The sequence below is a fragment of the Rhizobium halophilum genome (genome assembly GCF_021648825.1).
Taxonomy (GTDB): Bacteria; Pseudomonadota; Alphaproteobacteria; order Rhizobiales; family Rhizobiaceae; genus Neorhizobium; species Neorhizobium halophilum.
The window spans coordinates 69,120-93,644 of record NZ_JAKJHS010000008.1 but is presented as its reverse complement, the minus strand read 5'-3'; the positions used below and the strand labels follow the sequence as shown (position 1 = coordinate 93,644).

General features: G+C 59.7%; 25 protein-coding genes. 8 read left to right on the top strand and 17 right to left on the bottom strand.

What is annotated here, in order from left to right:
* Positions 1–7: 7 nt before the first annotated feature.
* Positions 8–958, bottom strand: a complete 951-nt coding sequence (locus LXM96_RS15460) for a homocysteine S-methyltransferase family protein (RefSeq protein ID WP_239999453.1) — start codon at positions 956–958, stop codon at positions 8–10.
* Positions 959–1,108: 150 nt separating this feature from the next.
* Here LXM96_RS15460 and LXM96_RS15455 point away from each other — a divergent pair, with 150 nt between their 5' ends.
* Positions 1,109–1,804 (top strand): TetR/AcrR family transcriptional regulator, encoded by a 696-nt coding sequence (locus tag LXM96_RS15455; protein ID WP_239999452.1) that lies wholly within the window; start codon positions 1,109–1,111, stop codon positions 1,802–1,804.
* Between the two features lie 19 nt (positions 1,805–1,823).
* Here LXM96_RS15455 and LXM96_RS15450 read toward each other — a convergent pair whose 3' ends face one another.
* From LXM96_RS15450 to denD, 3 genes are read right to left on the bottom strand one after another with little or no spacing between them, the layout of a single operon-like run.
* Entirely contained in the window at positions 1,824–3,611 is a 1,788-nt protein-coding gene (locus tag LXM96_RS15450; protein ID WP_239999451.1) for an IlvD/Edd family dehydratase, read from the bottom strand.
* A 2-nt stretch (positions 3,612–3,613) separates the two neighbouring features.
* Positions 3,614–4,507, bottom strand: coding sequence for an NAD(P)-dependent oxidoreductase (locus LXM96_RS15445; RefSeq protein WP_239999450.1), 894 nt, complete (start codon positions 4,505–4,507; stop codon positions 3,614–3,616).
* Complete coding sequence (denD, locus tag LXM96_RS15440; RefSeq protein ID WP_239999449.1) at positions 4,504–5,490, bottom strand: D-erythronate dehydrogenase; 987 nt, start codon at positions 5,488–5,490, stop codon at positions 4,504–4,506. Before denD ends, LXM96_RS15445 begins: the two co-directional genes overlap by 4 nt.
* A 177-nt stretch (positions 5,491–5,667) precedes the next feature.
* On the opposite strand from denD, the gene LXM96_RS15435 reads away from it, so the two are divergent.
* From LXM96_RS15435 to LXM96_RS15410, 6 genes are all read left to right on the top strand, one after another.
* The gene (locus LXM96_RS15435) at positions 5,668–7,113 is read left to right on the top strand and encodes an FAD-binding oxidoreductase (RefSeq protein WP_239999448.1); all 1,446 of its coding nucleotides are present in this window, start codon (positions 5,668–5,670) and stop codon (positions 7,111–7,113) included.
* 31 nt (positions 7,114–7,144) lie between these two features.
* Positions 7,145–7,876, top strand: coding sequence for a FadR/GntR family transcriptional regulator (locus LXM96_RS15430; protein WP_239999447.1), 732 nt, complete (start codon positions 7,145–7,147; stop codon positions 7,874–7,876).
* A gap of 189 nt (positions 7,877–8,065) precedes the next feature.
* Positions 8,066–9,178 (top strand): fumarylacetoacetate hydrolase family protein, encoded by a 1,113-nt coding sequence (locus LXM96_RS15425; protein ID WP_394801975.1) that lies wholly within the window; start codon positions 8,066–8,068, stop codon positions 9,176–9,178.
* Positions 9,179–9,196: 18 nt separating this feature from the next.
* Positions 9,197–9,730 carry a TRAP transporter small permease gene (locus LXM96_RS15420; protein ID WP_239999446.1) on the top strand — a complete coding sequence of 178 codons (534 nt, stop codon included), beginning with the start codon at positions 9,197–9,199 and terminating at the stop codon, positions 9,728–9,730.
* The gene (locus LXM96_RS15415) at positions 9,730–11,007 is read left to right on the top strand and encodes a TRAP transporter large permease (protein ID WP_239999445.1); all 1,278 of its coding nucleotides are present in this window, start codon (positions 9,730–9,732) and stop codon (positions 11,005–11,007) included. The genes LXM96_RS15420 and LXM96_RS15415 overlap by 1 nt, the downstream gene beginning before the upstream one ends.
* 40 nt (positions 11,008–11,047) lie before the next feature.
* On the top strand, positions 11,048–12,052 hold the full coding sequence (locus LXM96_RS15410; protein ID WP_239999444.1) for a TRAP transporter substrate-binding protein: 1,005 nt from the start codon (positions 11,048–11,050) through the stop codon (positions 12,050–12,052).
* A 176-nt stretch (positions 12,053–12,228) separates the two neighbouring features.
* Here LXM96_RS15410 and LXM96_RS15405 read toward each other — a convergent pair whose 3' ends face one another.
* The 8 genes from LXM96_RS15405 to LXM96_RS21995 all read right to left on the bottom strand — a co-directional run bounded on the left by LXM96_RS15405 (position 12,229) and on the right by LXM96_RS21995 (position 19,153).
* A complete protein-coding gene (locus LXM96_RS15405; protein ID WP_239999560.1) occupies positions 12,229–13,086 on the bottom strand; it encodes a DMT family transporter in 858 nt (285 codons plus the stop codon).
* A gap of 90 nt (positions 13,087–13,176) precedes the next feature.
* Complete coding sequence (locus LXM96_RS15400) at positions 13,177–14,379, bottom strand: mandelate racemase/muconate lactonizing enzyme family protein (protein WP_239999443.1); 1,203 nt, start codon at positions 14,377–14,379, stop codon at positions 13,177–13,179.
* A gap of 14 nt (positions 14,380–14,393) precedes the next feature.
* On the bottom strand, positions 14,394–15,107 hold the full coding sequence (locus LXM96_RS15395; RefSeq protein WP_239999442.1) for a FadR/GntR family transcriptional regulator: 714 nt from the start codon (positions 15,105–15,107) through the stop codon (positions 14,394–14,396).
* A 71-nt stretch (positions 15,108–15,178) separates the two neighbouring features.
* Positions 15,179–15,811, bottom strand: coding sequence for a 2-dehydro-3-deoxy-6-phosphogalactonate aldolase (locus LXM96_RS15390; RefSeq protein WP_239999441.1), 633 nt, complete (start codon positions 15,809–15,811; stop codon positions 15,179–15,181).
* Positions 15,808–16,743 carry a 2-dehydro-3-deoxygalactonokinase gene (locus tag LXM96_RS15385; protein ID WP_239999440.1) on the bottom strand — a complete coding sequence of 312 codons (936 nt, stop codon included), beginning with the start codon at positions 16,741–16,743 and terminating at the stop codon, positions 15,808–15,810. Before LXM96_RS15385 ends, LXM96_RS15390 begins: the two co-directional genes overlap by 4 nt.
* Complete coding sequence (locus LXM96_RS15380) at positions 16,740–17,510, bottom strand: SDR family NAD(P)-dependent oxidoreductase (RefSeq protein ID WP_239999439.1); 771 nt, start codon at positions 17,508–17,510, stop codon at positions 16,740–16,742. The genes LXM96_RS15385 and LXM96_RS15380 overlap by 4 nt, the downstream gene beginning before the upstream one ends.
* 132 nt (positions 17,511–17,642) lie before the next feature.
* Positions 17,643–18,329 (bottom strand): methyl-accepting chemotaxis protein, encoded by a 687-nt coding sequence (locus LXM96_RS22000; RefSeq protein WP_449619158.1) that lies wholly within the window; start codon positions 18,327–18,329, stop codon positions 17,643–17,645.
* 437 nt (positions 18,330–18,766) lie between these two features.
* A complete protein-coding gene (locus tag LXM96_RS21995) occupies positions 18,767–19,153 on the bottom strand; it encodes a protoglobin domain-containing protein (protein ID WP_317208256.1) in 387 nt (128 codons plus the stop codon).
* Positions 19,154–19,421: 268 nt separating this feature from the next.
* Here LXM96_RS21995 and LXM96_RS15370 point away from each other — a divergent pair, with 268 nt between their 5' ends.
* On the top strand, positions 19,422–19,664 hold the full coding sequence (locus LXM96_RS15370; protein WP_239999438.1) for a DUF6074 family protein: 243 nt from the start codon (positions 19,422–19,424) through the stop codon (positions 19,662–19,664).
* Positions 19,665–20,084: 420 nt separating this feature from the next.
* Here the strand turns inward: LXM96_RS15370 and minE are convergent, their stop codons facing one another.
* The 5 genes from minE to LXM96_RS15345 all read right to left on the bottom strand — a co-directional run bounded on the left by minE (position 20,085) and on the right by LXM96_RS15345 (position 24,436).
* Positions 20,085–20,345: a cell division topological specificity factor MinE gene (gene minE / locus LXM96_RS15365; protein ID WP_239999437.1), complete on the bottom strand. Its 261-nt coding sequence runs from the start codon at positions 20,343–20,345 to the stop codon at positions 20,085–20,087.
* Positions 20,342–21,157 carry a septum site-determining protein MinD gene (gene minD / locus LXM96_RS15360; RefSeq protein WP_239999436.1) on the bottom strand — a complete coding sequence of 272 codons (816 nt, stop codon included), beginning with the start codon at positions 21,155–21,157 and terminating at the stop codon, positions 20,342–20,344. Before minD ends, minE begins: the two co-directional genes overlap by 4 nt.
* Positions 21,158–21,189: 32 nt before the next feature.
* A complete protein-coding gene (minC, locus tag LXM96_RS15355) occupies positions 21,190–21,924 on the bottom strand; it encodes a septum site-determining protein MinC (protein ID WP_239999435.1) in 735 nt (244 codons plus the stop codon).
* Positions 21,925–22,072: 148 nt separating this feature from the next.
* Positions 22,073–22,597 (bottom strand): hypothetical protein, encoded by a 525-nt coding sequence (locus tag LXM96_RS15350; RefSeq protein WP_239999434.1) that lies wholly within the window; start codon positions 22,595–22,597, stop codon positions 22,073–22,075.
* Positions 22,598–22,609: 12 nt separating this feature from the next.
* A complete protein-coding gene (locus tag LXM96_RS15345) occupies positions 22,610–24,436 on the bottom strand; it encodes a DUF294 nucleotidyltransferase-like domain-containing protein (protein WP_239999433.1) in 1,827 nt (608 codons plus the stop codon).
* Positions 24,437–24,525: the final 89 nt, after the last annotated feature.

The window sequence follows — 24,525 nt, the reverse complement described above, 5'->3', positions numbered from 1 at the left end:
ATGCTCCTCACGCTGCTGCCCGCGGGAGGCAGACGTCGCACATTGCCTGAATATGGCGATGATCAGTACCACAGCATCCGCCGATGACGCGCATCGAAGGGTATCTGCCACGCAGGCTTCGGTAGCGTTGTGCCAGATCCAAGGGATCGCCGATGTCGAGCTCCGTCGCCTCGTCCAGTTCGGCATGACTTTTGGCTGACGCATTGGCGCGAAGCCCGCCGATCCGCTTTGCCCACTGTTCGCCGCGGCTCAGCGCATCCTCGAAATGCGAAGGATGGGCACAGTTGATCATGTAGTAGGTCGGGCTTCCGTCGGTCGCAGCGTCCGTCTCCTCAATCGCTTCGCGCAGTGAAATGCCCGTTGCCAGGCGTCCATCCGTCTCGACGGTGAAGGAAATCACGCAGGGCATGCCGCTCTTCTTTGCCGCACGCGCGATGCCGATGGCTTCTTCCACGGTGTTCATGGTGATGGCGCTCACCATATCCGCTTCGGTTTCTGCGAAGACGCTGATCTGTAGCGCGTGATAATCCTCTGCTTCCTCGGCGGTCATGCGTCCGGCCTTGTAACCGTCGCCCCTCGGCCCGATGACGCCGTTCAGGAGAATTTCCTGCCCCGGCCGCTCCCAGCCATCGCGCAGGGAGGAAATATAGGCGACGGAGCGTCTGTTCAGGTCGGCCAACGCGGCTGCATCATAGCCAAGCTCACGCCCCCAATCCGGGTTTGCGCGCCAGGTGGGCGTGTCGAGGATGAAGCCCAGGCCGCTGTCGCGCGAGATGCGAAGATATTCCTCGTAGTACTTGCTCAGTTTTGCGCGCCCATCCTCGTTCGCGAGCAACGGAAACGACGCGAAGCAGGGAAGGTCTAGCCCCTCATGGAAGACCAACGTGGTCTCCAGTCCGCCGTCAGTAAGAAAAAGGCTATCGATGATCTGTGGTAGCTGGCTCCTGTATTTGGCCATGGTGTCCTCCTGTGGTATCGTTGCGATGGTTTCTCGGCACCCGAGTTCGTTGCCGCAGAGGCTTTCGTTGAAAGACCGTGGTTCGATCTAGAAGACTTGCGGTCAAGCTGCGTCGGAATCGTTAAGCTGATGAATTCATAGGAGGCTGGAATGCCAGGACCGGCAGAAAGCCTGGCGGGACAGTTCACCGAACAACGGAAAACCGTACCGCCGGTCCAGTTGCTGTCGAACGAAAAGCCGTCGAAGGGCGAGCGGACGCGGCAGCGGATACTCGAGATTGCACAGGCGTCGGTGCTTGCGAAGGGCTTCGCCGCCACCTCGATCGAGGAGGTCATCGCCGAGGCGGGGATCACCAAGAGTGGCTTCTTTTACCATTTTCGCGACAAGAACGAATTGGCGCGCGAGATGCTGCGGCGTTATGTGGCGGAGAATGACGACGTCTTCGATGAGATCTTCGGTCGCGCTGCCGAACTGACGGATGATCCGCTGCAGCGTTTCCTGCTCGCATTGAAGCTTCTGTCGGAGCTCAGCCGCGACCTGCCGGGCGGCCATCCCGGCTGCCTCGTCGCGTCCATCTGCTACCAGGAGCGCTTGTTCGATCCGCAGGTCCTTGAGCTCAACACCAGTTCCGTCCTCAGGTGGAATGCCCGGTTTCTTGGCTATATCGAGGACATCGCTGCCGTCTATCCCCCGCGGGAGCCGATCGCACTTGAGGACCTCGCCAGAGCGCTCACCTGTATCTTCGACGGTGCCATCATCATGGCGAAGGCGCTGAAGGATCCGGGGCAATTAGAGCGGCAGGTCCTGGCTTACAGGACTCTCGTGAAGACCCTGTTCAGCCGCTGATGCTGCCGCTCCCTTGTTGCTAGTGGTTGTGTCGTGGTGGCGACTTGGCGGCTATCTGGCGGAAGTCCGCTGCCCCTTCCAAGACCGCACCATCCGACAGCTGCGTCACAGACTTGCGGTAGATCCGCTGCCAAGGCGTGGCATCCGCCGGGACGGCTGGGATGCCGTCCGCGCGGCGTCGCTCGACTTCCTCAGGCTCGACCAGCATGTCGCAGCGACCCTCGTTGAGGTCTATGCGAATGATGTCGCCGCTGCGAAGCCAGGCTAGACCGCCGCCGGCTGCACTTTCCGGGGATGCGTTGAGGATCGAGGGGCTATCTGCCGTTCCCGACTGACGACCGTCACCAATCGTAGGCAAGCTGGTGATGCCGCGCTTCAAGAGGTGATCCGGTGGCTGCATGTTGACGACCTCGGCAGATCCCGGCCATCCCAGCGGGCCGGCGCCGCGGATGACGAGGATGGTGTTCTCGTCTATGTTCAACACTGGATCGTTGATCCGGTGATGATAGTCCTCCGAACCATCGAAGACGACCGCCTTGCCCTCGAACACGCCTTCCCGACCCGGCTCCTGGAGATATCGCTGGCGGAAGCCGTCCGAAATGACGCTCGTCTTCATGATGGCGAAATCGAAGAGATTGCCTTTCAGAACGACGAAGCCGGCCTTTTCCTTCAAGGGTTGGCTGTAGGGGAAGATAACCTCACGATCAGTGGCTTCCTTACCGTTCAGGTTCTCGGCCACAGTCCGGCCGGTGACCGTCGCACAGCTTCCGTCGAGTTTGCCCGCCTGCAGCAGTTCCCACATGATGGCTGGCGTTCCGCCGGCGCGATGATAGCGCTCGCCGAGGTACTTCCCGGCGGGCTGAACATTCGCGAGGAGCGGGATGTCGAACCCGTGGACCTGCCAATCGTCAGGGTACAAGTCGACGCCGGCGTGCTTCGCCATGGCTGCTAGATGCGGTTGGGCATTGGTCGAACCGCCTATGGCAGAATTGACGCGCACCGCGTTCAGGAATGCTTCGCGAGTCAAAATGTCGGAAGGCTTCAGATCCTCCCAGACGATTTCGACGGCTCGCCTGCCCGTGCGATAGGCCATCTGGCCCCTTTCGCGATAAGCTGCCGGAATGGCGCCGCATCCAGTAAGCGACATGCCAAGCGCCTCAGCCAGCGCATTCATGGTCGAGGCCGTACCCATGGTATTGCAGTGGCCAACCGACGGAGCAGAGTCGAGCGCTGCCTGGAGGAACTCCTCCCGATCGATCTCGCCAGCGGCAAATTTGCGCCGCATACGCCAGATCACGGTGCCCGAGCCTGCAAGCTCGCCTTCATGCCAGCCGTCCAGCATGGGGCCACCGGAGAGGACGATGGCGGGGATATCGACGGTCGATGCCGCCATCAAGGCAGAAGGGGTGGTCTTGTCGCAGCCGGTGGTCAGCACCACGCCGTCGAGTGGGTAGCCGTAGAGCACCTCAACCAGGCTGAGATAGGCGAGATTGCGGTCGAGCGCCGCCGTCGGACGCTTGCAGTTCTCGAACATGGGATGGGTTGGGAATTCGATCGGAATGCCGCCAGCATCGCGGATGCCGTCACGGACGCGCTTGACCAGTTCGACGTGGACCCGATTGCAAGGGGTCAAGTCGCTGCCGCTCTGGGCGATCCCGATGATCGGCTTGCCTGAACGCAATTCCTCAGGCGTGACGCCGTAGTTCATGAAGCGCTCGAGGTAGAGCGCAGTCATGTCGATGTGGTCGGGATTGTCGAACCAGTCCTGGGAGCGCAGGCGGCGTGTCTTTGTCGTATCGGTGCTCATGGTCATTCCCGGTGGTGTGAATTGAGCTTCTCGAGGTGCAGGAGAAGGCCGCTATGATCCTGGTCCGCTCCGCCATGATCGACGAAGTCGCGGAACTCTTGCTGAACTTGGCTGGTCAGCGGCAGCGTCAAGGAGAGTTCCTCCGCCATTGCCATCACGGCGTCGAGGTCTTTCAGCTGATTGGCGGAGGCGCCGCCCGGCACGAAATTGCGCTCGATCATACGGCCGCCGTGTAGCTCCAGAATCCGGCTTTCAGCAAAGCCGCCACGGATGGCATCGCGGAAAGCGGCACGCGAAGCGCCGCCGGCCTCAACCAAGATCATCGCTTCGGCAACAGCGCCAATGGTGACTGCGACGATCTGCTGGTTGGCGAGCTTGCAAATCTGGCCTGCCCCGCTCGGACCGACATGGGTGACGCGCCCCAGGGCTGCGAAGACGTCCCTGATCGCATCCACATCCGCCGCATCGCCGCCTGCCATAATCGCAAGCGTTCCAGCTGATGCGCCAGCCGTGCCGCCAGAGACAGGCGCGTCGATATTGCGGATGCCATGTTCTGCGAGTCTCGCCGCGTGGTCGCGTGCGACCGGCGGCGCAATCGAGCTACAGTCGACGAGGATTGCCCCTTTTGCCATGGCATTGGCGACACCCTTGGCGAACAAGACATCAGCGACAGCGGCACCGTTGGTCAGCATGGTGAAGACAACGTCGGCGCCCGTGACAGCATCAGCCGGCGACTGCGCCTGCCTTGCCCCTTCCGAGACAAGCGGCGCTGCCTTCGACAGGTCACGGTTCCACACCGTCACCGGGAAACCTGCCTTCAGCAGACAGCGCGCCATCGGGGCGCCCATTAGGCCAGTACCGAGGAAAGCGATCTGTTGCTTCTTTGAACCACTCATGCGAGCTTGCCTCCGAGTTCGTCGTCGATGTGGACGCGGATGATTTCATCGAACGATTTTTCGGCAGTGAAGCCAAGCTCGGTTGCGCGCTTCGCCTCGAATCCGGGCGCCCATCCAGCTACCATTTTCATGATCATCTCGTCGGGCTCGTGGCGGATCAGTGCAACCGCCTTGTCGCCGGCCACCCGGCGCAGGGCCTCTATCTGCTCTCCGACAGTGGCACTCAAGCCAGGCATGGATAGGTTGCGGCGCGGCCCCACCTTGTCGAGGTCAATCGTAGCGCCGTGAATCAGGAACCCGACCGCAGACCGCGGCGAGGTGTGCCAGTGTCTAACATCTTCGGACACGGGAAGGACAGCTCCCTGCCCCACCAGTGGTTCACGCAGGATATTCGAGAAGAAGCCGGAGGCTGCCTTGTTCGGTTTTCCAGGGCGGATGCAGATCGTCGGCAGGCGAATGCCAATGCCGTCGAAGAAACCACGGCGGCTGTAATCAGACAGCAGCAGTTCGCAGATCGCCTTCTGCGTGCCGTAGCTCGTCAGCGGGGTCAGGTGGAACTCGTCCGGGATCGGGAAGGGCAGGGGAGCGCCAACAACGGCGATCGAAGAGGTAAAGACAACGCGTGGCTTGTAGCCATCCTGATTGTGGGCAAGTCGGATCGCATCGAACAGGTAGCGCGTGCCGTCCAGGTTGATCCGGTAACCCTTATCGAAATCGAGTTCCGCTTCGCCCGAAACGATCGCAGCAAGATGGAAGATTACATCTGGCCGAGTGGCGACGAGCTTTTCGGCCTCTCCCGGAGCGGACAGATCGCTTTCTCGAGCGTCAACCTGGCCTGTGAACCCCGCCGGAGCGTCTGGTATGACGACATCTACCAGCGTCAGTTTTTCCACGCGCTTTCCGCCGAGCACCTTGTCGGCGACGAGCCGCTGGGTGAGCTTGCGACCGACCATGCCTGCGGCGCCGATAATCAGGATGTGCATGAAGAACTCCTCCGCTGAAACTGCCATCGCGCATGAGCCGCTGAGGCAGGAAAAATCCACCTTGTAAGGTTGTCTGATAACTTTATATGCTCGGCTTGGAAATAGCTATTTCAGCGACGGCAGACGAAGCTCAAGGGGTACGGGGTGCAAGTTGACGCAGGAGAAGGGCCTTTGGGTATGGCATCGACAGTAAGTGCATCGGTGGGTGAATGGCGTGTGGCGTTGCGGGCAAGATTGGGCGACGACATTGTGCTGAGCGCGCGCGACGAGATGATCCCATACTGTCGCGATTGGCATGGAGACGTGACGAGCGATGCGGTCGCGGTGCTGCGACCGCGCACGACGGAGCAGGTGGCGGAGGCCGTCAAGCTGTGCCGCGAACTCGGGCTTTCGATCGTGCCTCAGGGCGGCAACACCGGGCTTGTTCTCGGCGGGATACCCGACGCAGATCAGAATCAAGTGGTCCTCAGCCTCGAACGGATGAACAAGATCCGGCAGATCGATGCCGATGATTTCTCCGCCGTCGTCGAGGCGGGGTGCATTTTGTCCGAACTCAAAGATGCCGTTGCGGAAAAAGGCATGTTCTTCCCGTTGGCCCTTGGGGCGCAAGGAACGTGCAGGATTGGCGGCAATGTTTCTACCAATGCGGGCGGCATCAACGTGCTGCGCTATGGAATGACGCGCGAACTGATCTTCGGGCTTGAGGTCGTTCTGCCGGATGGAAGTATTTTTGATGGCCTATCGACCTTGCGCAAGGACAATCGCGGGATCGATCTCAAGCAGTTGTTCATCGGAGCGGAAGGGACGCTCGGGATCATCACGGCCGTCTCCGTCAAGCTGACGCCCTATCCCGATCAGGTCGCAACCGCACTCTTAGGGCTCTCATCCCTCGACGACGCCATCAAACTTTTCCGCCGCGCGCGGCGGGATTGCTGTGACCTCATGTCGGCCTTCGAGTTCATGCCGCCGCTCGCCTTCACGTTGGCGAAGGAGGCGATGCCCGACCTTCCGATCCCCATCGCTGCAGACTATCCCGCCTACGTGCTGATGGAGATCTCCGGTTCGGGTCTCGTCGACATCGACGATCTGATGGGGCGGTTCCTGGAGGCGGTTATGGAGGAGGGCATAGTGGTCGACGGGACCATCGCGGCCTCGCAGGCGCAGGCACGCAATCTGTGGCTGATACGCGAAGGCATGAACGAGGGGCAGGCGAAGCGGGGAATGCACCTCAGGACAGATGTATCGGTTAAGCTGTCTCAGCTTGCCTCTTTTGTCGCTGATGCAGAAGCGGCGGTCGAGGTGGCTGTGCCTGGCGCTACCTGCGTCTCCTACGGTCACGTGGGTGACGGGAATGTGCACCTGAACGTTCTGCCGACGGCCGGGTCCACCGCGGAACAACGGATGGAACAGATCTATAAGGCCAAGGCCGCTATCAACGCTATTCTTGACGGCTACCAGGGCAGCATTAGTGCCGAACACGGCATCGGACGTTTGAAGCGCGGAGACTTCGAGGAACGCCTGTCGCCGGTGCGCCGCCAGTTGCTGACAGCGATCAAACTGGCCATCGATCCCGATCAGATGATGAACCCCGGCTGCCAATTGAATTTTGTGCTGAACTCGTAGAAGTAGGTGCAAAGCCAAGGGAGGGGCGGACGTGGTCGTTGCTGATTTCAATCAGATCCGGCGAAGTGAACATTTGCCGACGCGGATTGCTGCACAGATCGGACGAGAGATACTGGAGGGTCGTATCGCTGCGGGGGAGAAGCTTCCGACCGAGCATCTACTTGCCAAGACCTTTGGCGTCAGTCGTTCTGTCGTCCGCGAAGCTATCGCACAATTGCGCAACGAGGGGCTCGTCGAGACGCGGCAGGGCGTCGGCGCGTTCGCAACCGAGTTCGAGCGCCGACAGTCTCTGCGTATTGAGCACGGCGACCCGACGGATCGGATCGCATTCCACAATCTGTACCAGTTGCGTATTCCGCTCGAGATCGAAGCCGCGGGGCTGGCCGCCGTTCATCGAACCTCAGAAGATCTTGCGCGCCTGGATGAGGCGCTCGAACAGATGACCGGTGCGGAGAAGTGGACGGAGCAGGGAATCGTCGCGGACCTGGCGTTTCATCGGGCGCTGGCAACTGCAACGCAAAACGAATATTTCCCGTTGTTCACCGGCTTCATTGCGGAGCGGATCAGTCTCGCCATTCAGACTGCTCGGGCCAATGCCGTGCTTGAGGAAATCGTGGAAGTTACCATTGCCGAGCATGTCGTAATTCGCGACGCTGTGGTCAGTGGCGATCCTGTGGAGGCTCGGTCTGCAATGCGCAGTCATCTTACGCAGGCGGCGTCGCGTTTGGATCTTACGCTGGAAACATTTCGGGACGAAAAATGACGGCTGTATGGTCACGCAGTTTTTTCCACATCGGCACGCGACGTCTGGACAGTTCAGAAAAGTCATACTAGAAAAGCGCACTTTTGTTGTCAGACATCCTGACAATCAGGGCGATTGCATTGTCTGCCGGGGAGGAAACTAGTGAATTCTCAGAAGGTGTTGAGCGCGCAGTCGATCCTGCCCCAAGACATGGACGAGGCACTTCTAGTGGGCCGCGTCTGGTCGAAGGAGGCCGGGGGTCCGTGCCCGGTCTTGCTCAAGGACGGGCGGCTGCGGGACTTGTCGTCCCTCTCGCCAACGCTGTCGAGCCTTCTGGAACTAGAAGAACTCATTTCTAATCTCAACGATGCTGATCAATTTGCCGATCTCGGCCCGCTTGACGATTTTCTTGATGGCGCAGCCGGCGAACTTCTTGCTCCCGCTGACCTTCAGGCCATCAAAGCTGCAGGCGTTACATTTGCAGACAGCATGCTCGAGCGCGTCATCGAGGAGCAGGCAAAGGGTGATCCTCTGCGGGCGCAAGAGATTCGGGGGCGTCTGGCGCCGGTTCTTGGCGACAATCTCAGGGGTCTCGTCGCCGGATCCGAGAAGGCTGCCGAGGTCAAGAACCTGCTTCAGGAGCTTGGGCTCTGGTCGCAGTACCTCGAGGTTGGCATCGGACCGGACGCAGAGATATTCACAAAAGCACAGCCCATGTCCTCGGTCGGTTGCGGTGCCCTGATCGGCATCCATCCCAAGTCGGACTGGAACAACCCTGAGCCGGAAGTCGTGCTTGCGGTAACGTCCACCGGCAAAATCATCGGCGCCACTCTCGGCAACGACGTCAACCTTCGTGATTTCGAAGGTCGCTCTGCCTTGCTGCTGAGCAAGGCCAAGGACAACAACGCTTCCTGCTCGATAGGGCCTTTCATCCGCCTGTTCGATGGAGGATTCAGCCTCGAAGACATCAAGAAGGCCGAGATCGCGCTGGAAGTACAAGGAGCTGAAGGCTTCACAATGACCGGGGTCAGCCCGCTCGCTGCAATCAGCCGTACGCCGGAAGATCTCGTGTCGCAACTCCTGAACGACAATCACCAGTATCCCGACGGGGTTGTCTTCTTTCTCGGCACGATGTTTGCACCTGTGAAGGATCGCCGTGGTGCGGGCCTGGGCTTCACCCACGAGATTGGCGATCGGGTGGAAATATCGACGCCGCAACTCGGGCGGCTTATAAACTGGGTCGAGCACAGCAATCGTTGCCCGCGCTGGACCTTCGGCATTGCTGCGCTGATGAAGAACTTAGCACAACGCGCGCTGTTGTAGGCGAAGCGGGAGGAGCCAATGCAAAGAGCTGTCAATCTCTTCTACAAATGTCTGGAACTCCTGCTCATCCTATTGCTCTCGGCGATGGCGGTGATGGTGTTCTTGAATGTCGTGCTACGGTATGGGTTCAATTCTGGCATCAACATCTCAGACGAACTGTCGCGCTACTTCTTCGTGTGGCTCACCTTTATCGGCGCAGTTGTCGCCTTCCGTGAACATTCCCACGTGGGCGTGGAAACGCTCGTGATGCTGTTTGGGCGCAGGGGACGCATCATTTGCATGATCTTGTCCAACATCATCATCATTGGCGTCTCCGCCATCTTCTTCTGGGGCACGTGGAAGCAGTACCCGATTAACGCCTCCATGACGGCGCCAGTGACCAAGCTGTCGATGATCTGGGTTTATGGCATCGGCTTCTTTACGGGCGCAGGCGTCGTGCTCATTGCGCTGGAGCGGCTTGTGCGTCTGGTTACCGGTCGTGTGACCGAGGAAGAAATTGCAGCATTCGCCGGTGAAAACATGTCGGTCGATCATCTGGCGGAGCGTAATTAATGACCCTCGGCGTCTTTATTGCCTCACTTCTCGGCGCTATGGCCATTGGCGTTCCGGTAGCGTTTTCTCTGATGTTCTGTGGCGTCATGCTCATGTGGTACATGGGCATGTTCAACACGCAAATCATCGCGCAGAACATGATCGCAGGCGCCGACACGTTCACCCTGCTCGCCATTCCGTTCTTCATTCTTGCCGGTGAGCTGATGAATGCCGGCGGCTTGTCGCGCCGCATCATCGACTTTGCGATCGCGTGCGTCGGACATATCCGTGGCGGTCTGGGGATCGTGGCCATCATGGCGGCTGTCATTATGGCAAGTATCTCTGGATCGGCGGCAGCCGATACAGCGGCGCTGGCGGCGATCCTGATCCCGATGATGGCGAAAGCCGGTTACAACGTGCCGCGCTCTGCCGGCCTCATCGCTGCCGGCGGTGTCATCGCGCCCGTCATCCCGCCTTCCATGGCGTTCATCGTCTTCGGCGTCTCAGCCAATGTGTCGATAACCCAGCTTTTCATGGCTGGTATCGTGCCGGGCCTCTTGATGGGCATCGCCCTGGTTGTGACCTGGCTGATTGTCGTACGTAAGGACAACGTCCAGGCGCTACCGAAGACGACGGCGAAGGTTCGGCTGCACGCAACAGGCCGGGCGCTCTGGGCGCTGGGTATGCCGGTCATCATTCTCGGCGGCATCAAGGCCGGCGTCGTTACACCGACGGAGGCCGCCGTGGTGGCCGCGGTCTACGCCATGTTTGTCGGTATGGTGATCTACCGTGAACTTACGCCACGCGATTTGCCCGGCGTTATCCTGCGCGCGGCGAAGACAACCGCTGTGGTCATGTTCCTTGTCTGCGCGGCGCTTGTTTCCGCCTGGCTGATTACGGCCGCAAACATTCCGGCGGAAATCACTGGCTACATCGCGCCGCTGATCGACCGGCCGATGCTGCTGATGTTCGTGATCATGGCGCTTGTGCTGGTTGTCGGCACGGCCCTGGACCTAACCCCTACCATCCTGATCCTGACGCCTGTCCTGATGCCAATCATCAAGCAGGCGGGGATAGACCCGGTCTATTTCGGCGTGCTGTTCATCATGAATACCTGTATCGGACTTCTGACGCCGCCGGTTGGCGTTGTGTTGAACGTCGTCAGCGGCGTCGGTCGGGTTCCACTTGGAAAGGTAACAATCGGCGTCTGGCCATTCCTGGTCACGCAGGTCTTGGTGCTTCTCCTGCTCGTCCTGTTTCCGGACATCGTCATCGTGCCTGCACGGTGGCTCTACTGATCCACAACCCTCAGCAACCTATCCTAGGGAGGATAATACCATGAGAAAACTACTTCTTGCCACGACCGCCATCGCTTTCGGCCTTTCGGCCGCTGCTCCGGCTTTCGCGCAATTCAACGAGCGCAACATCCGCGTTTCGAATGGCATCAATGAAGACCATCCGGTCGGCAACGGTATCAAGGCTATGCAGGCCTGCCTCGACGAGAAGTCGGGCGGCAAGCTGAAGCTCACGGCGTTCTGGGGCGGCGCGCTCGGCGGCGACCTTCAGGCGACCCAGGCGCTCCGTTCGGGCGTTCAGGAAGCCGTTGTGACGTCTTCTTCGCCGCTGGTCGGCATCATTCCGGCACTCGGCGTGTTCGACCTGCCGTTCCTGTTCGCCAATGCCGAGGAAGCCTACGAGGTCCTCGACGGCGAATTCGGTGACATGATGAACGAGAAGCTCGAAGAAGCCGGCCTCGTTAACCTGGCTTACTGGGAAAACGGCTTCCGTAACCTGTCGAACTCCGTTCGCCCGGTCACGAAGTGGGAAGACTTCGAAGGGATGAAGGTTCGCGTTATGCAGAACAACATCTTCCTTGATACCTTCCAGAACCTTGGTGCCAACGCAACGCCGATGGCGTTCGGCGAAGTCTTCTCGGCGCTTGAGACGAACGCGATCGACGCGCAGGAAAACCCCTACGTTACGATCGACACATCAAAGTTCTACGAAGTGCAGAAGTACGTCACCGAAACGAACCACGCCTACACGCCCTTCCTGTTCCTCTTCTCCAAGCCGATCTTCGACAGCTACACTGCGGAAGAGCAGGCAGCTCTTCGTGAGTGCGCAGTCGTCGGTCGTGATGAAGAACGTAAGGTGATCCAGGACCTCAACAAGAAGTCGCTGGAGAAGATCAAGGAAGCCGGTCTGGAAGTGAACGTTCTGTCTGAAGAAGAGCAGCAGCGTATCCGTGAGAAGTCGATGGTCGTGTACGAGAAGCATAAGAACGAGATCGGCGCTGACGTAGTCGACAACATTCTCGCGAAGCTCGAAGAAATCCGCAAGTAAGCTGGATCAGCAGGACCACCACTGCGGTCCTCATCTTGAACCCACAGCCTCCGGGCTGTGGGTTTTTTAGTGTCTGGTCGTGGCGGCGAGGCGGTCCCAAAGCTACCTGAGACTACAAGAGGGCCGCCGGAGGCGGCCCTCCTAGAAACTAGACCTACTCCTGTTGGACGGTTAAATCAGGCGATTTCTAGGGGCTCCGGCTCAATCCGCCTTTTCAGCATCTGCTCGCGGATGAAAATGAAAAGGCCGGAGGCGACGATAAGAGCGGCACCCACCATCATGCTGGCCCGTGGCAGGTCGCCGAAGAACATCCAGCCGAAGATCACCGCATATAGCAGCAGCGTGTACTGCAGGGGAGCAACGGTCGCTGCGTCCGACATTTTCAGCGCCCGATTGACGAGCATGTGTGCAGACATCGCAACGACCCCAAGGAGGCCCAGCAGCAGAAGATCCGTCTGAGACTGGATGGGGGACCAGTCGAAGGGGGCGAAGATCAGACCTGCGATGCCGGCAGCGCCAGTCTGGAACAGAACCAGCGTCGTATCTGGCGTGCCGCGCAGGAAGCGGCCGGAGATCATCATGAACGCAAAAGCACCGCTGCCGATGATCGAGATTATCGCGGGCAGAGTGAACATGGCACTCGACGGTTCAAGCGCAATGATGACGCCAACAAACCCGATCGCGATTGCGGTCCAACGTCGCCAGCCGACGCGTTCGCCCAGCAGCAACGGAGACAGGGCTGCGACGTAGATGGGTGCTGCGAGCCAGAAGGTCATTACGTCGGCCAGCGGGAGATACATGACCGCGTAGTAGAAGCAGAAGACTTCACCCGTCGAGAAGAGCACGCGAGCCAGTTGCATGCCTTTGCGCTCGGCCCGGATGATCGGCTCGATGCCAGCCTTCCAGAGGAGTGGAGACAGGATGATGAGCGCTGCCACGCTGCGGATCAGAATGACTTGGCCCAGTCCATAGGAGGAGACCAGCCATTTCCCCATGGCATCGTTCAGGGCAAACAGCAGCATGCCGAGCAGCATTACGAGCGGCCCTGCGGCTGCAGATGTCCCCAAGCCGGCCGCAGCCGAAGCGATTTTAGTCAATGGTGCCTCCCAGGAAAGCTGCAACCGTCAGAGGTCGGCGATGTCGGAGAATCGCCGACTGACGGTAAAAATCTCTTCTAGATCCGGATGAAGTTCCATGCCAAGTCCCGCGCCAGGCGGAACCGTGATCATCCCGTTTTCTACTTCCGGCAGCGCGGTAACAAGGTCGCGATACCATGTGTTGTAGAAGGCTCGCACGCTTTCCTGCACCAGCGCATTGGGCGCGTTAAGCGATAGATGGGTAGAGGCACACAGTACGACCGGGCCGGTGCAGTCGTGCGGGGCAACCGGAAGGTGCCAGGCCTCGGCCATGGAGGCGATCTTGCGGGCCTCAGACAGGCCGCCGCACCACGATATATCGAGCATCACGATGCCTGCGACGCCGGTTTCCAGATAGTCGCGGAAGCCCCAGCGGGTGGCCAACGTCTCGGACGCCGAAATGGGGGCGGGCGAGGCGTCTGCGTAACGTTTTAGGCTCGAGAGGCTATCCATCTTGATGGGATCCTCGTGCCAGAACGTGTTGTAGGGTCCCAGCGCCTTGGAGATCTGGATGGCGGGAAGCAACTGCCACATCGAGTGAAACTCGACCATAATATCGATCTTATCGCCGACCGCCTTGCGAATCTTCTCGAAGGGCTCGAGCGCGAGCTTCAGGTCCGGCATGGAGATATATTGGCCGCGAGTCTTTTCGGCGGCGGCGTCGAAGGGCCAGATCTTCATGGCAGTGATGCCATCGGCCAAAAGGGATTCGGCAAGCTCGTCAGCACGGTGGAGGAAGCCGTTCAGATCGTCGTAGGCAGTTCCGCCCGTCATGCCGTAGTTGGCCGTGGTCTGCCCTGTGGTTTTCTTAATGTATTCGGTGCCGGCACAGGTGTTGTAGGTGCGAATTTCCTTGCGGCTGAAGCCGCCGAGCAACTGGGCGATCGGCTGGTTCACGGCCTTGCCGAAGATGTCCCAGAGCGCGATGTCGAATGCGGAGTTGCCGCGCACTTCGGCTCCTGATGAGCGGAAGCCGATGTAGCCGACGAGATCGCTGGCAAGGAGATCGATTTGCAACGGGTCGCGACCGAGCACGCGCGGCGCAGCGTACTCATGGATGTAGCTTTCCACGGTCTCTGCGCCGAAGAAGGTCTCTCCCAGGCCGGTAATGCCTTCGTCCGTATGAACCAGCACCCAAAGCAGGTTAGCGCGCTCCGCAATACGGATGGTTTCAAGCTTGGTGATCCTCATGAGTATCCTTTGAATTAGATAAGGCCTGCGGTAACGAGTGCCTTCAGGCTGACGTCGAAATGCTGGTTCATCGCCGCGGTGGCCGCACCAGGGTCGCCAGCAAGAATGGCCTGCCCGATCTCATGGTGGAGGGCGTTCATTGCCTGCCGATCTCCGTCATTTGCCCGGCTTCTCCAGCCAATCGGCCATGTCTGGCGGGTGACGTTCTGGAAGGCGCCCAGAATGAGCGCGAAGACGGGATTGCGCGATGCGCGGGCTATCGAAAGGTGGAAGGCGATGTCGTGCTCTATCACCTTTTCCGGCAGATGAAAGTCAGCCGCCATCGCTTCGGCATGAGCGATGATTGCTTTCGCCTCCGCCTCCGTGCGGCGCAAGGCCGCCAGCGCCGAAGTTCGCGCTTCGATGGTCCGGCGTGCATCGTAGATCTGCTGGATGTCGATCTGATCAATGACCACGCCGTGCTCGATCATCAACCCAAAGGCATCATCGTTGAGTTCGGCGACCGTTGGCCGCCTGCCGGCTCCGAGTTCCACGAGCCGGAGAGCAGCCAGCGACCGCAGTGCCTCCCGAATAACCGTGCGGGACACCTGCAAATCCTTTGACAGGACCGCTTCGGCAGGTAGGCGGTCGCCGGGTCTCAGATCCTGCTCACGAATCAGCTGAGCGATCGCCGTAACGGCGGCGCCGACAAAATCGGAACTCGGAGTATCGGATCGTCTTGACAGCATGTCCTGCCGTTTCCCAAAACCTATATTACAGGTTTAGGGGAAGTCGGATCGGAAAACAACTCTTGTGCGGCTTAGCCAGCTCGAGCTGCGTCATAGGCGGAAACGGTCAACCGAGCCCTCTGGGCAACCTCGGCAGCCGTCATTCCACGCTTGTAGAGGCTGGAACCGAGCCCGAAGGCGGTGATGCCGGCCCCGATGTAATCGGCAAAATTGGCCTCGGAGACGCCGCCGACGGCGGCGATTAGGAGGTCCTTCGGCAGAACCGCGCGGATAGCGTTGATGCCGGCAGGTCCAAGGACGTTAGCGGGGAAGAACTTCAGCCCTGTCGCACCGGCGTGCGCGGCAGCCAAAGCTTCGGTTGGCGAGAAGACGCCCGGGAGTGTCACCATTCCATGTTCCACGGCTGCCTTGATTACTTGCGGCTCGACGTTCGGGCTGACCATGAGCTTGCCCCCGGCCGTGTCAAGGCGCTTGACATCCTCCACCGTCAGCACTGTTCCGGCGCCGATCAAGCAATCTGCTGGTGCCAGCTTTGCTGCAATCTCAATGGACTTGAAGGGTTCGGGAGAGTTCAATGGGATCTCGATAGCGGTAAAGCCCGCATCGATCAGACTGCGGATTACACCCTCCGTCTCCTCCGGGCGCAGGCCCCGGAGGATGGCGACCAGCGGATAATTCATGTCTGGGAAAGGGATGCGGTTCATGAACGTTCCTCGGGCATGGCGAGTAAGATCTTGTGTGCGGCGGCGGCAAGTCCCTGCCGTACCGCTTCATCGGCGTCAATCGCCTTGAAGGCAAGGGAAAGGTGGGAGAACGCGCTCTCATAGAGCTCCTGCAACTTGCCGGACGCAACCAGCCGGATCAGGGGGATATCTACGGCAGCATTCACGGCACCGGCGATTTCCAGCCCGATCAGCGTGCCGGACAGCCGGCCTGCTGCATCAGTCGCGGAAAGATCCTGCAAAAGGCTTCCCGAGCGAATGGTAAACAAGAGATTGCTCGCCCGTTGCGGGGTTTGGAAGGCTGCTTGGACGGCGCTGAGGAAGCCGGGTTGGTCCGGGTCGAAGGTTTTCGCATCCAAGATCGAATGCGCCAGTACTGAGTGCTTCGACAGCAGATCGAACATTTCCCCGGTCATATAGGTCGAAAATCCGGATACCACGCCTCCCGTTGCAGTAACCCACTTGGAATGCGTCCCCGGCATGCAGACCAACTGCTGGCTGTCCGCGCCCTGCCGGAGCGCGCCGAGAAGCTGCGTCTCTTCACCACGCATGACGTCCGGAGCATCGGCGTGACGTTGCGCAAGACCGGGGAGAATGTGAACTTCACGAGTAGGTCCAACCACCCGAACCGCTCCCGCCAGCACGGCCGTCAGGGGTGCCGGCACGGTGATGTAGCCTGCCTCGATCCAACCTTGCCGCGCGCCTGCCATTCCGCAGACGATTGCCGGCAAGTCCAGAGGGGCCGCGAGCGCACCGAGATGAGCGGAAAGAACCTCTTCGAAGCCTGTCTTTGCCGCGACCGTCATTCCTTCGCCGCTCCGCCGCTCCGCCAGTACGGTGTCTTCGGCGTCCATCAGCCAGAGGCGGAAACTGCTCGTTCCCCAGTCGACGGCGGCATAGGCGGGTTTGGTCAAAGCAGTCCTCCGTCAATGATCATGGTTTGAGCTGTCATGCCCCCGGCCGCGGCAGATGCCAGAAAAAGGCAGGGGCCGACAATGTCCTCTGCCGTCAGAACCCGCTTCAGGCACTGCCGGTTCACCACGTCGGTCATGCTTTCGTCGGTTAACCACAGGCGCTTCTGGCGCTCCGTCACAATCATTCCCGGCAGGACGGCGTTGACCCTGATGCCTTCGGGACCAAGCCGCCCGGCAAGGCTCTTGGTCAGGCCCACGATGCCGGCCTTGGCGGCTGCATAGGACGGCAGGTCACCCATGTTGAGCAGATAGGAGATGGAGGAAAAGTTGACGATGGCTGCGTTTGCCGCCTGGCGCAGATGGGGCAGAACCGCCTGCGAGATGAAAAACATCTGCTTCAGGTTCACAGCCTGGTTTTCGTCCCAGTAAGCTTCGGTGACGGTCTCGATGTCATGGCGGTCGTCCCAACCGGCGTTGTTGATCAAGACAGACAAAGACCCCATTGCGCTTGCGGCTTCGTCGACTGCGCGCCGGATCTGGTCCACCTGCCTGAGATCGGCCCGGAGATAGCGGACAGGGTAGCTTGATGATTGTGAGAGGGATCTGGCAAGATCCCGGCCGGGTTCGTCCGCAATGTCGATGAAGCAGACCTTGGACCCTTGCGCTGCGAAAGCCGCGGTCAGAGCTGCACCAATGCCTGTCGCGCCGCCGCTGATCAAGACCCCTTTGCCCGCAAGGTCCGGGTGCTGGACGACGACATCGGCCAAGGCTTTCCCTCCGGCATGCTGCAACTGATCGATGCGCACGTTCTAAGCAGCTATAGGGTGAAACACAAGAGATCGGAAAACCGACGGTACGGCGAGAAGCCACAAGACCCTGAACTAGGGTCTTGGCCTCGATCATGCTGCGGCACGTCGCCCTTGGGATGTGGAGTACGTCGCCTGTTGCTTGGCCGTGCCGGTACGGAAACGGTCGATCAACGATGCAAGCCGGCCGCTGATCTGCGAGAGGCTCTGAGCAGAAGCATTGGTTTCCTCCATCAGCGCCGCGTTCTGTTGCGTAATCTGGTCCATGCTGCGGACGGCAGAGTTGACCTCTTCTATCCCCGATGCCTGCTCCTGTGCTGATTGAGTGATCGAGTTGATGTTTTCACTGATCGAGCTCACGCGGTGGCCGATCGCCGTCAAGGACTCACCCGTGCGGTTAACAAGATCAACCCCCCGACGAACGTCTGCAGAGGAGCGATCAATCAGTTCCTTGATCTCTTTGGCGGCCGCCGCAGAACGCTGTGCCAGTTCGCGAACCTCCTGGGCGACAACCGCAAATCCCTTCCCCTGCTCGCCGGCGCGCGCCGCCTCGACGCCCGCGTTCAACGCCAGCAGATTGGTCTGAAAAGCAATGTCGTCGATGACGCCGATGATTTGGGTCATCTTTTGCGAGGAACCTTCGATAGCGCCCATGGCGGCGATAGCTTCTTCAACTACCTGGCCAGACTTTGCGGTTTCCTTCGCAGATTCTCCCACGACACTCTGAACTTCGCGTGCCCGGGCGGCAGATTGATTGGAAATGGCTGTGATCTGCTCCATGGCCGCAGCACTCTCCTCCAAGGCAGATGCCTGATGCTCCGTGCGTTTCGCCATGTTGTCCGCTGCCGAAGCGATACCGTCGACTTGGTTGCGTACCTCGGCGACCGATTGATGGATTTCCCGCATGGCAGCTTCGAGCGCCTGGACCGCTGAATTGAAGTTTTGCTTCAGGTCGTTGAAATCGGATGCAAGACCCTCGGAGATCTCCGCAGTGAGGTCGCCGCCAGCCAAGGAGCCAAGGGCGCTCTCGAGCGAAGCGAGGGCGGCGCACTGTGCCGTCCGCTCCGCTTGCCTCTCAGCTTCGACTCGAGAACGTTCGTCTGCCAGCGAATCCAGATAAACAGTGATGGCATAATCCATGTCCACAAGTGCAGCCTTCATCACCGAAGTGATATCTTTGGAAAGCTTCTCAGCCTTACGGCCGTGCAGAATGCCCTTTAGTTCCTGCTCGATGATCGCGCGAATGATCCCGTCAAGAATGATCGCATAGCGCCAATATACCAACGGGGCTCAAGCCCGATACGCGCATGAACGCGGCCAACCGTCGTAACCCCGTTAACATAGTCGTCTTCGTATTTGCCCGAAGCAATGACTTTCCAATGTGCCGCCTGTCGCCTCTTTGCATGATCGATGTGTGCAGGGTCGGCGAAGAATTTGGAGGTGTGGGGATGGCGCGAGGCTTTGCCGTAGAAGGTATCGATCGCGCCTTCGATCGAGCTGGCGATAACCGGCTGCAGGGCGGCAAGACCGCGTCTCTGTTCCCCATCGAGCCCCACGAAGTTCAACCGATCGTGAAGGTCGGAGGTCTTGCCCTGGTCCGTCATTTTAGCTCCTGATGGTCAATACGGCACGCGGTCGTCGCATGGTTTTGCTCAGACTAAAGGGAAGTAATCAAAGCCTTATTAGCTTTGTCTTGGTCTGTGGACAGGCTTGAACTAGTTGCTGCTGTTCACGCTTTCCTAACCTTGCCGATGCATGGCGAGTCGCGCGATGGTCCGACAGTGGCTCCTCTGCACCGCCTTAGTGTTTTGTGAAGAACCACGACTGAAACTGGCAGTTCATTTCCGATTCGGTTTCCATCAGCGAGTTCACATGACGTTAGTCCAGTTCCCACTCCACCTCAGATCAGTCGATGTGCGCCGCTGTGCGCTCGCTCTGCGCGACCTCAACGGCGAAGAGGCCAACCGTTATTGGCGGGATGAGATGAGGAAGTTTGCGGCAGCCTTGCGCCGCGTGGGGCTTCCCGAACAGGACATCAGCGAACAGGCGCTTCTTTTCCTGGAGTCGGTTCAGGGCGAACTACGCTCTTTCTACGTGAGCGAGTCCGCCGGCTGACGGTCTGGCTGGTTTCAACAACCATTCGCATCCTTTATGCCCTGCGGTAGTTGCAGAGTAGAGCCCGGTTGTGCAGACCAGGCGCTCGAGGCGCGGTACGCAAAGCGCCTTGTGCGGCAGGGGCTGCCGTTACGTAGCGAGGAAGGAGCGGGGAGCTCATGGAGACGTTTTCAGAACATGATGGAGACGGTGGGCCGTTGGGGGCTGGCGCATCCTACCGGTAAGTGGTGATGTAAACGCACGACAAGCATTGGTCTCAGTGGGTGCCTGCTTCATGTCTGCGGCCGGAACGAAGGGGGCTGTGGAGATGCAGTCGATCTATTGGGTTCAGTAGCTGGCGAAGCTGAAGCGCTCCTGAGTTCGCTTCACTAAAGAAGATGACCGCCGTGTTGGCGGCCATCAGTTTGTTTCGCGTGCGATCTAAGCGGCTCTCATAGCTGAGGGCAGAGGAATTTCGACCTCGATCTCCAAGAGGGAGACGTGCTCGTCTCGATCCATTCTCACCTGGACACGATCCGCGTCGACCTCGACATGCTTGGCAATCACGGCAAGAATCTCTTCGCGTAAAATGGCCACGAGATCCGATCCTGCCGAGGCTCTTTCGTGGGCAAGAAGAAGTTGTAGCCGTTCACGCGCTTGGGGCGCCGAAGTCTTCTTGCGAAAATGGCTGAAGATGCTCATGCCGCCTTCCTTCCAAAAATCTTGCCAAGCAGGCTGCGCTTGTCACCGGGAATGGTGATGGGTAGCGTCTCACCGGCCAAGCGGCGCGCTGCATCGAAGTACGCGAGCGCCGGCGCGCTGCGCGCATCTGCCAAGGTGACGGGTGCGCCGACGTTGGAAGCCTTCAGCACGTCCGTGCTTTCTGGAATGATCCCGATCAACGGTATGGACAGGATGTCCAGCACGTCGTCGACCTTCAGCATATCGCCCCGTTCTGCCCGATTGGCGTCATAGCGGGTCAGCAGCAGGTGTTTTTCCATGCGCTCGCCGCGTTCTGCCTTCAGCGTCTTGGCATCGAGCAGCCCAATGATGCGATCCGAATCCCGGACGGAAGAGACTTCCGGATTGGTTACGACAACTGCCATGTCGGCATGGCGCATCGCAAGCGTCGCGCCCCTTTCAATGCCCGCAGGGCTGTCGCAGATAATCCAGTCAAAGTATTTCTTCAACTCGCCAACTATCCATTCCACACCCTCCGGTGTGAGGGCGTCCTTGTCACGAGTCTGCGAAGCCGGCAGCAGGAAGAGCGTTTCCAGCCGCTTGTCGCGGATCAGGGCCTGCGGCAGCTTCGCATCGCCTTGGATGACGTTGACCATGTCATAGACAACGCGACGCTCGGCACCCATGACCAAATCCAGGTTGCGCAGACCGACGTCAAAGTCGACGACCACGACTTTTTCATTTCTCTGCGCAAGTGCGGCACCCAAAGCTGCCGTCGACGTGGTCTTGCCGACGCCGCCCTTGCCGGAGGTGACTACGATGACCTTCCCCATTCTGCTCTCCTGTTTTCCCTGGCCGCCCCGGCTCAGCTAAGTGTCTCTGCCATGATCATGTCGCCCTCAAGCCATAACTGGACAGCTTGTCCTCGCAGGGCCGGCGCCATGTCTTCCGCCATTTGATAGATACCGTCGATCGCCAGCAGTTCCGCCTCCATTTTTCGGCAGAAGATGCGTGCTCCGGAATTGCCTACTGACCCGGCCATTACACGGCCCCGCAGAGCCCCGTAGATGTGGACGGAGCCGCCGGCGATTATTTCCGCGCCAGACGCCACTGATCCAACCACTGTCACGTCACCCTCTGGGAAGATGACGGACTGTCCAGATCGGATAGGTTCATTGATCACGATCGACTGGGGTTGCGATCCCGCCTCCTGGGCAGTGGCCTTCTTCGGGTGCTGCTTCGGCTCGGTGGGAGCTGCCTCAGTCGGAGGCTGTTCCATTTCGCTGACGGGGCGCCCCCCCTTTAGAAGCGGCGGCATGCCTGGCCCCAGCATGGAGGGACGTGCACCCTCGATTCCCATGATCCTGACGTTGCGCTGCCCGAGTCCGGCAACCAGTTCTGCCAGTTGCAGCTTGTCTATCGCGAGATCCGTTACATCGAGGACGACCGGACGCCCCAGGAAGAAACCGGCCGAGCGAGCAGCAAGGTCATCCAAGCGTACGAGCCACTCGTCAAGGGGCAGGTCGGGAGAAAGGACAACTGCCAGAAAGGAGCGGCCTTTGATGCGGATTGTGGGAGCGTCAGTTAGCACTTTGGTCATCTTGATGAAGAATGTGTTGACCAAGCTGTAGCGGCGATATGGTTAACAAATGGTTAACACGGTCGCCGCAGATTAAGAATTGCGAGGCAGGCGCCTCATGAGGGCGTCCTCTGCTACGCTGGTGCCGTGCGCCGGTCCAGTTGCCGCTCTATTCCGCTCCACATACGATCTGCAGCGCGGCATCAGCGGAATCGAGATCAACCCATTGCGCGCCGGTGATCGCACCGTCTTCCGCGACGGAAATTCCTTCACCAATAAGATTGGCTCGGCGGCCGTTGTTACAGTCGAAGACTGTCTTTACCCGGGCCGAGGGCTGCCATCTCGCGGCAAGCAGGAGATCGACCATCACCTGCCCTGGCTGATTGGGGTGGCGTTGCGCCGTTCGAAGATCGACGGCGGTAAAACGATTGACAACGGGCGCATAGTAGGTCCACGGGCGCCACGGCGCGCGGTCCTCGTTGGTCCAAGCGACCTCGACACCAGTCGGCATGGCGGAGCGTGCTCGCGAGAGCCAGCTATATTCGCTCCAGATTGCGTAGGAGAGCATGCCGAGGCCTGCTGCAGCGGGAACGACCCATCTAGGCAACCTGTCGCGTGACACCCACCGTAGCCCCATCGCAACACCTGCAATTGCGACACCAGCAACCACGGCAGCAATCAACTCAAACAGCATTCAGGATTTCCTTCAAAATGTGGCTGCGCGACCGTTGGCCAGCGCAGATTGCATGGTTCGCACGACGACGAAAGCATCCCTGAGGTGGGAGCGCTCAAATTCGCCGAGGTCGTAGGGGCCGAGGTAGTTATCGGGGCGGGCTCCCGCCTTTACCTGTGCCGCCTGATTTCGCAAGCGCAGTTCCGCGATCAGGTCATAGGCAGCGATTAAGTCCCGGGCGCCGCTTTGGGAGATGACAGCCGCCTCTTCCGCAGTTAAAAGGCGCGCACGCGTGTTCACCGGCGTCAGGCGCCCCATCAAAGCGTACACACGGCCAAGGTCGTTTACCGGAACAACCCCGTTGTGCTTCATGTCGATCTGGTTGCGACGCTCGCCCGCCCGCATGGTGGCGAAGCCGCGCAATAGGCCAAGCGGCGGCGCATGTTTCAAGGAATTGCCGATCATGTGGGCAACAAAGATGGAGTTCCGGCTCGCCCGCTCCAGTGTCTCCGCCTGAAGGTCCCTGAAGAGCTCTGCAGTCCCGGCAATCGGGCGCAAGTCGAACATGACGCTTGCCAGCATCTGCGCCATTGGCCCCGGGGTCTCTATCCAATGCCGGAAGTATTCCCGCCAAACCTTTACCGGTTGGCACCAACGGCGATTGGTCGCCATCATGTCCCCCGGGCAGTACACGTATCCGCAGGTGTTGAGGCCATCACTGACAAAGCGGGCGAAGCGGTCAAACCACTCACGGTGGCTTTCGACAAAGCTGTCGTCGATGAAGATACAGTTATCTTGGTCGCTCACGCCGGTCTGCTCCTGCCGTCCCTGGCTGCCGCAGGCAAGCCAGAGATATGGCACAGGGGGTGGACCAAGCTCCGCCTCAGCCAACAAGATCAGACGCCGCGTCGCGGCATCGGCTATGTCGGTTATCAGTCGTGTTACCACCTCATGTGCGTGGTTGCCTCCCACAAGTTGGACCAGCAAATGAGGGATACGCGCGGTTATCTTGGACATCTCTGTCGCACTCGTGGCACGAGATAATTCACTGACCATCGAGGCGGAGGACGTTGCCTGGTAGCGCGTCAGGTCGGTCTGAGTAACCATTCCGATGACACGCTCACCTTCACTGATCGGTAGATGCGCGATCCTGCGCTCAAGCATGAGGTTGAATACGTCCGATACCAGGGCCCCCTCTCCAAGGCTTACTGGAGCAGGCGTCATTACTGCCGAAATAGGTGTCCGTGCAGGCTCTAGGCCCTCCGCGAGAACGCGTGCCGTGAGATCGCCGGTGGTAATGATGCCGACAAGCCGGCCCTCCTTGACGATGCAAAGGCTTGAGACGCGGTGGCTACGCATCAGCCTGGCGGCCTCTTGTACCGTGTCGTCCGGCGAACAGACGATTGGCGGTGAGGACATGAGGTCGGTGACCTTGCGGAAGGCAAGATCGCTCCGACGGATCTCGGTGCTTTTGCCGCGGGTAAAGAAGCGGCTGTAGACGGGGTGCTCGCTCATGAGCCGCGTGAACTCGGCGGCTGGTAACATAAGGAGCAAGACGTCGGTTAAGGCACGGGCATTGGTTGCCGCACGTCCGTCGGCGAGAAGCCCTCTCTCGCCAAGCGTATTGCGTGGGAATAGCTGCGAAATCAGGCTGTCGGACGAATCTCTGACTTCGACGCTTCCATCCATGATGAGGAAGAGGCCCGGGAGATGCTCGTTGAGCGCGTAGATCTTGCTGCCGCCCTTGAGACGACGAGGCTCAAATCGACGGATCACACGCTGCAGTTCATCCCGTGGCAGGCTATCATAGGGATGGACCGACTCTACAAACGCGGCAATGTCCGACGCGGAATCCGCCATCACATGCCTCTCTGAACTGGCCATCATTGGCGGAATGATCTGCAGGAAAAGGAACGGGCGGCCTTCGCCGCCCGTTTCTGACTGTTGAA

Bases quoted from the DNA above. Each gene is read 5' to 3' on its own strand.
- LXM96_RS15460 (WP_239999453.1), bottom strand. From the start codon at position 958: ATGGCCAAATACAGGAGCCAGCTACCACAGATCATCGATAGCCTTTTT.
- LXM96_RS15455 (WP_239999452.1), top strand. From the start codon at position 1,109: ATGCCAGGACCGGCAGAAAGCCTGGCGGGACAGTTCACCGAACAACGG.
- LXM96_RS15450 (WP_239999451.1), bottom strand. From the start codon at position 3,611: ATGAGCACCGATACGACAAAGACACGCCGCCTGCGCTCCCAGGACTGG.
- LXM96_RS15445 (WP_239999450.1), bottom strand. From the start codon at position 4,507: ATGAGTGGTTCAAAGAAGCAACAGATCGCTTTCCTCGGTACTGGCCTA.
- denD (WP_239999449.1), bottom strand. From the start codon at position 5,490: ATGCACATCCTGATTATCGGCGCCGCAGGCATGGTCGGTCGCAAGCTC.
- LXM96_RS15435 (WP_239999448.1), top strand. From the start codon at position 5,668: ATGGCATCGACAGTAAGTGCATCGGTGGGTGAATGGCGTGTGGCGTTG.
- LXM96_RS15425 (WP_394801975.1), top strand. From the start codon at position 8,066: ATGGACGAGGCACTTCTAGTGGGCCGCGTCTGGTCGAAGGAGGCCGGG.
- LXM96_RS15420 (WP_239999446.1), top strand. From the start codon at position 9,197: ATGCAAAGAGCTGTCAATCTCTTCTACAAATGTCTGGAACTCCTGCTC.
- LXM96_RS15415 (WP_239999445.1), top strand. From the start codon at position 9,730: ATGACCCTCGGCGTCTTTATTGCCTCACTTCTCGGCGCTATGGCCATT.
- LXM96_RS15410 (WP_239999444.1), top strand. From the start codon at position 11,048: ATGAGAAAACTACTTCTTGCCACGACCGCCATCGCTTTCGGCCTTTCG.
- LXM96_RS15405 (WP_239999560.1), bottom strand. From the start codon at position 13,086: ATGCTGCTCGGCATGCTGCTGTTTGCCCTGAACGATGCCATGGGGAAA.
- LXM96_RS15400 (WP_239999443.1), bottom strand. From the start codon at position 14,379: ATGAGGATCACCAAGCTTGAAACCATCCGTATTGCGGAGCGCGCTAAC.
- LXM96_RS15395 (WP_239999442.1), bottom strand. From the start codon at position 15,107: ATGCTGTCAAGACGATCCGATACTCCGAGTTCCGATTTTGTCGGCGCC.
- LXM96_RS15390 (WP_239999441.1), bottom strand. From the start codon at position 15,811: ATGAACCGCATCCCTTTCCCAGACATGAATTATCCGCTGGTCGCCATC.
- LXM96_RS22000 (WP_449619158.1), bottom strand. From the start codon at position 18,329: ATGGAGCAGATCACAGCCATTTCCAATCAATCTGCCGCCCGGGCACGC.
- LXM96_RS21995 (WP_317208256.1), bottom strand. From the start codon at position 19,153: ATGACGGACCAGGGCAAGACCTCCGACCTTCACGATCGGTTGAACTTC.
- LXM96_RS15370 (WP_239999438.1), top strand. From the start codon at position 19,422: ATGACGTTAGTCCAGTTCCCACTCCACCTCAGATCAGTCGATGTGCGC.
- minE (WP_239999437.1), bottom strand. From the start codon at position 20,345: ATGAGCATCTTCAGCCATTTTCGCAAGAAGACTTCGGCGCCCCAAGCG.
- minD (WP_239999436.1), bottom strand. From the start codon at position 21,157: ATGGGGAAGGTCATCGTAGTCACCTCCGGCAAGGGCGGCGTCGGCAAG.
- minC (WP_239999435.1), bottom strand. From the start codon at position 21,924: ATGACCAAAGTGCTAACTGACGCTCCCACAATCCGCATCAAAGGCCGC.
- LXM96_RS15350 (WP_239999434.1), bottom strand. From the start codon at position 22,597: ATGCTGTTTGAGTTGATTGCTGCCGTGGTTGCTGGTGTCGCAATTGCA.
- LXM96_RS15345 (WP_239999433.1), bottom strand. From the start codon at position 24,436: ATGGCGGATTCCGCGTCGGACATTGCCGCGTTTGTAGAGTCGGTCCAT.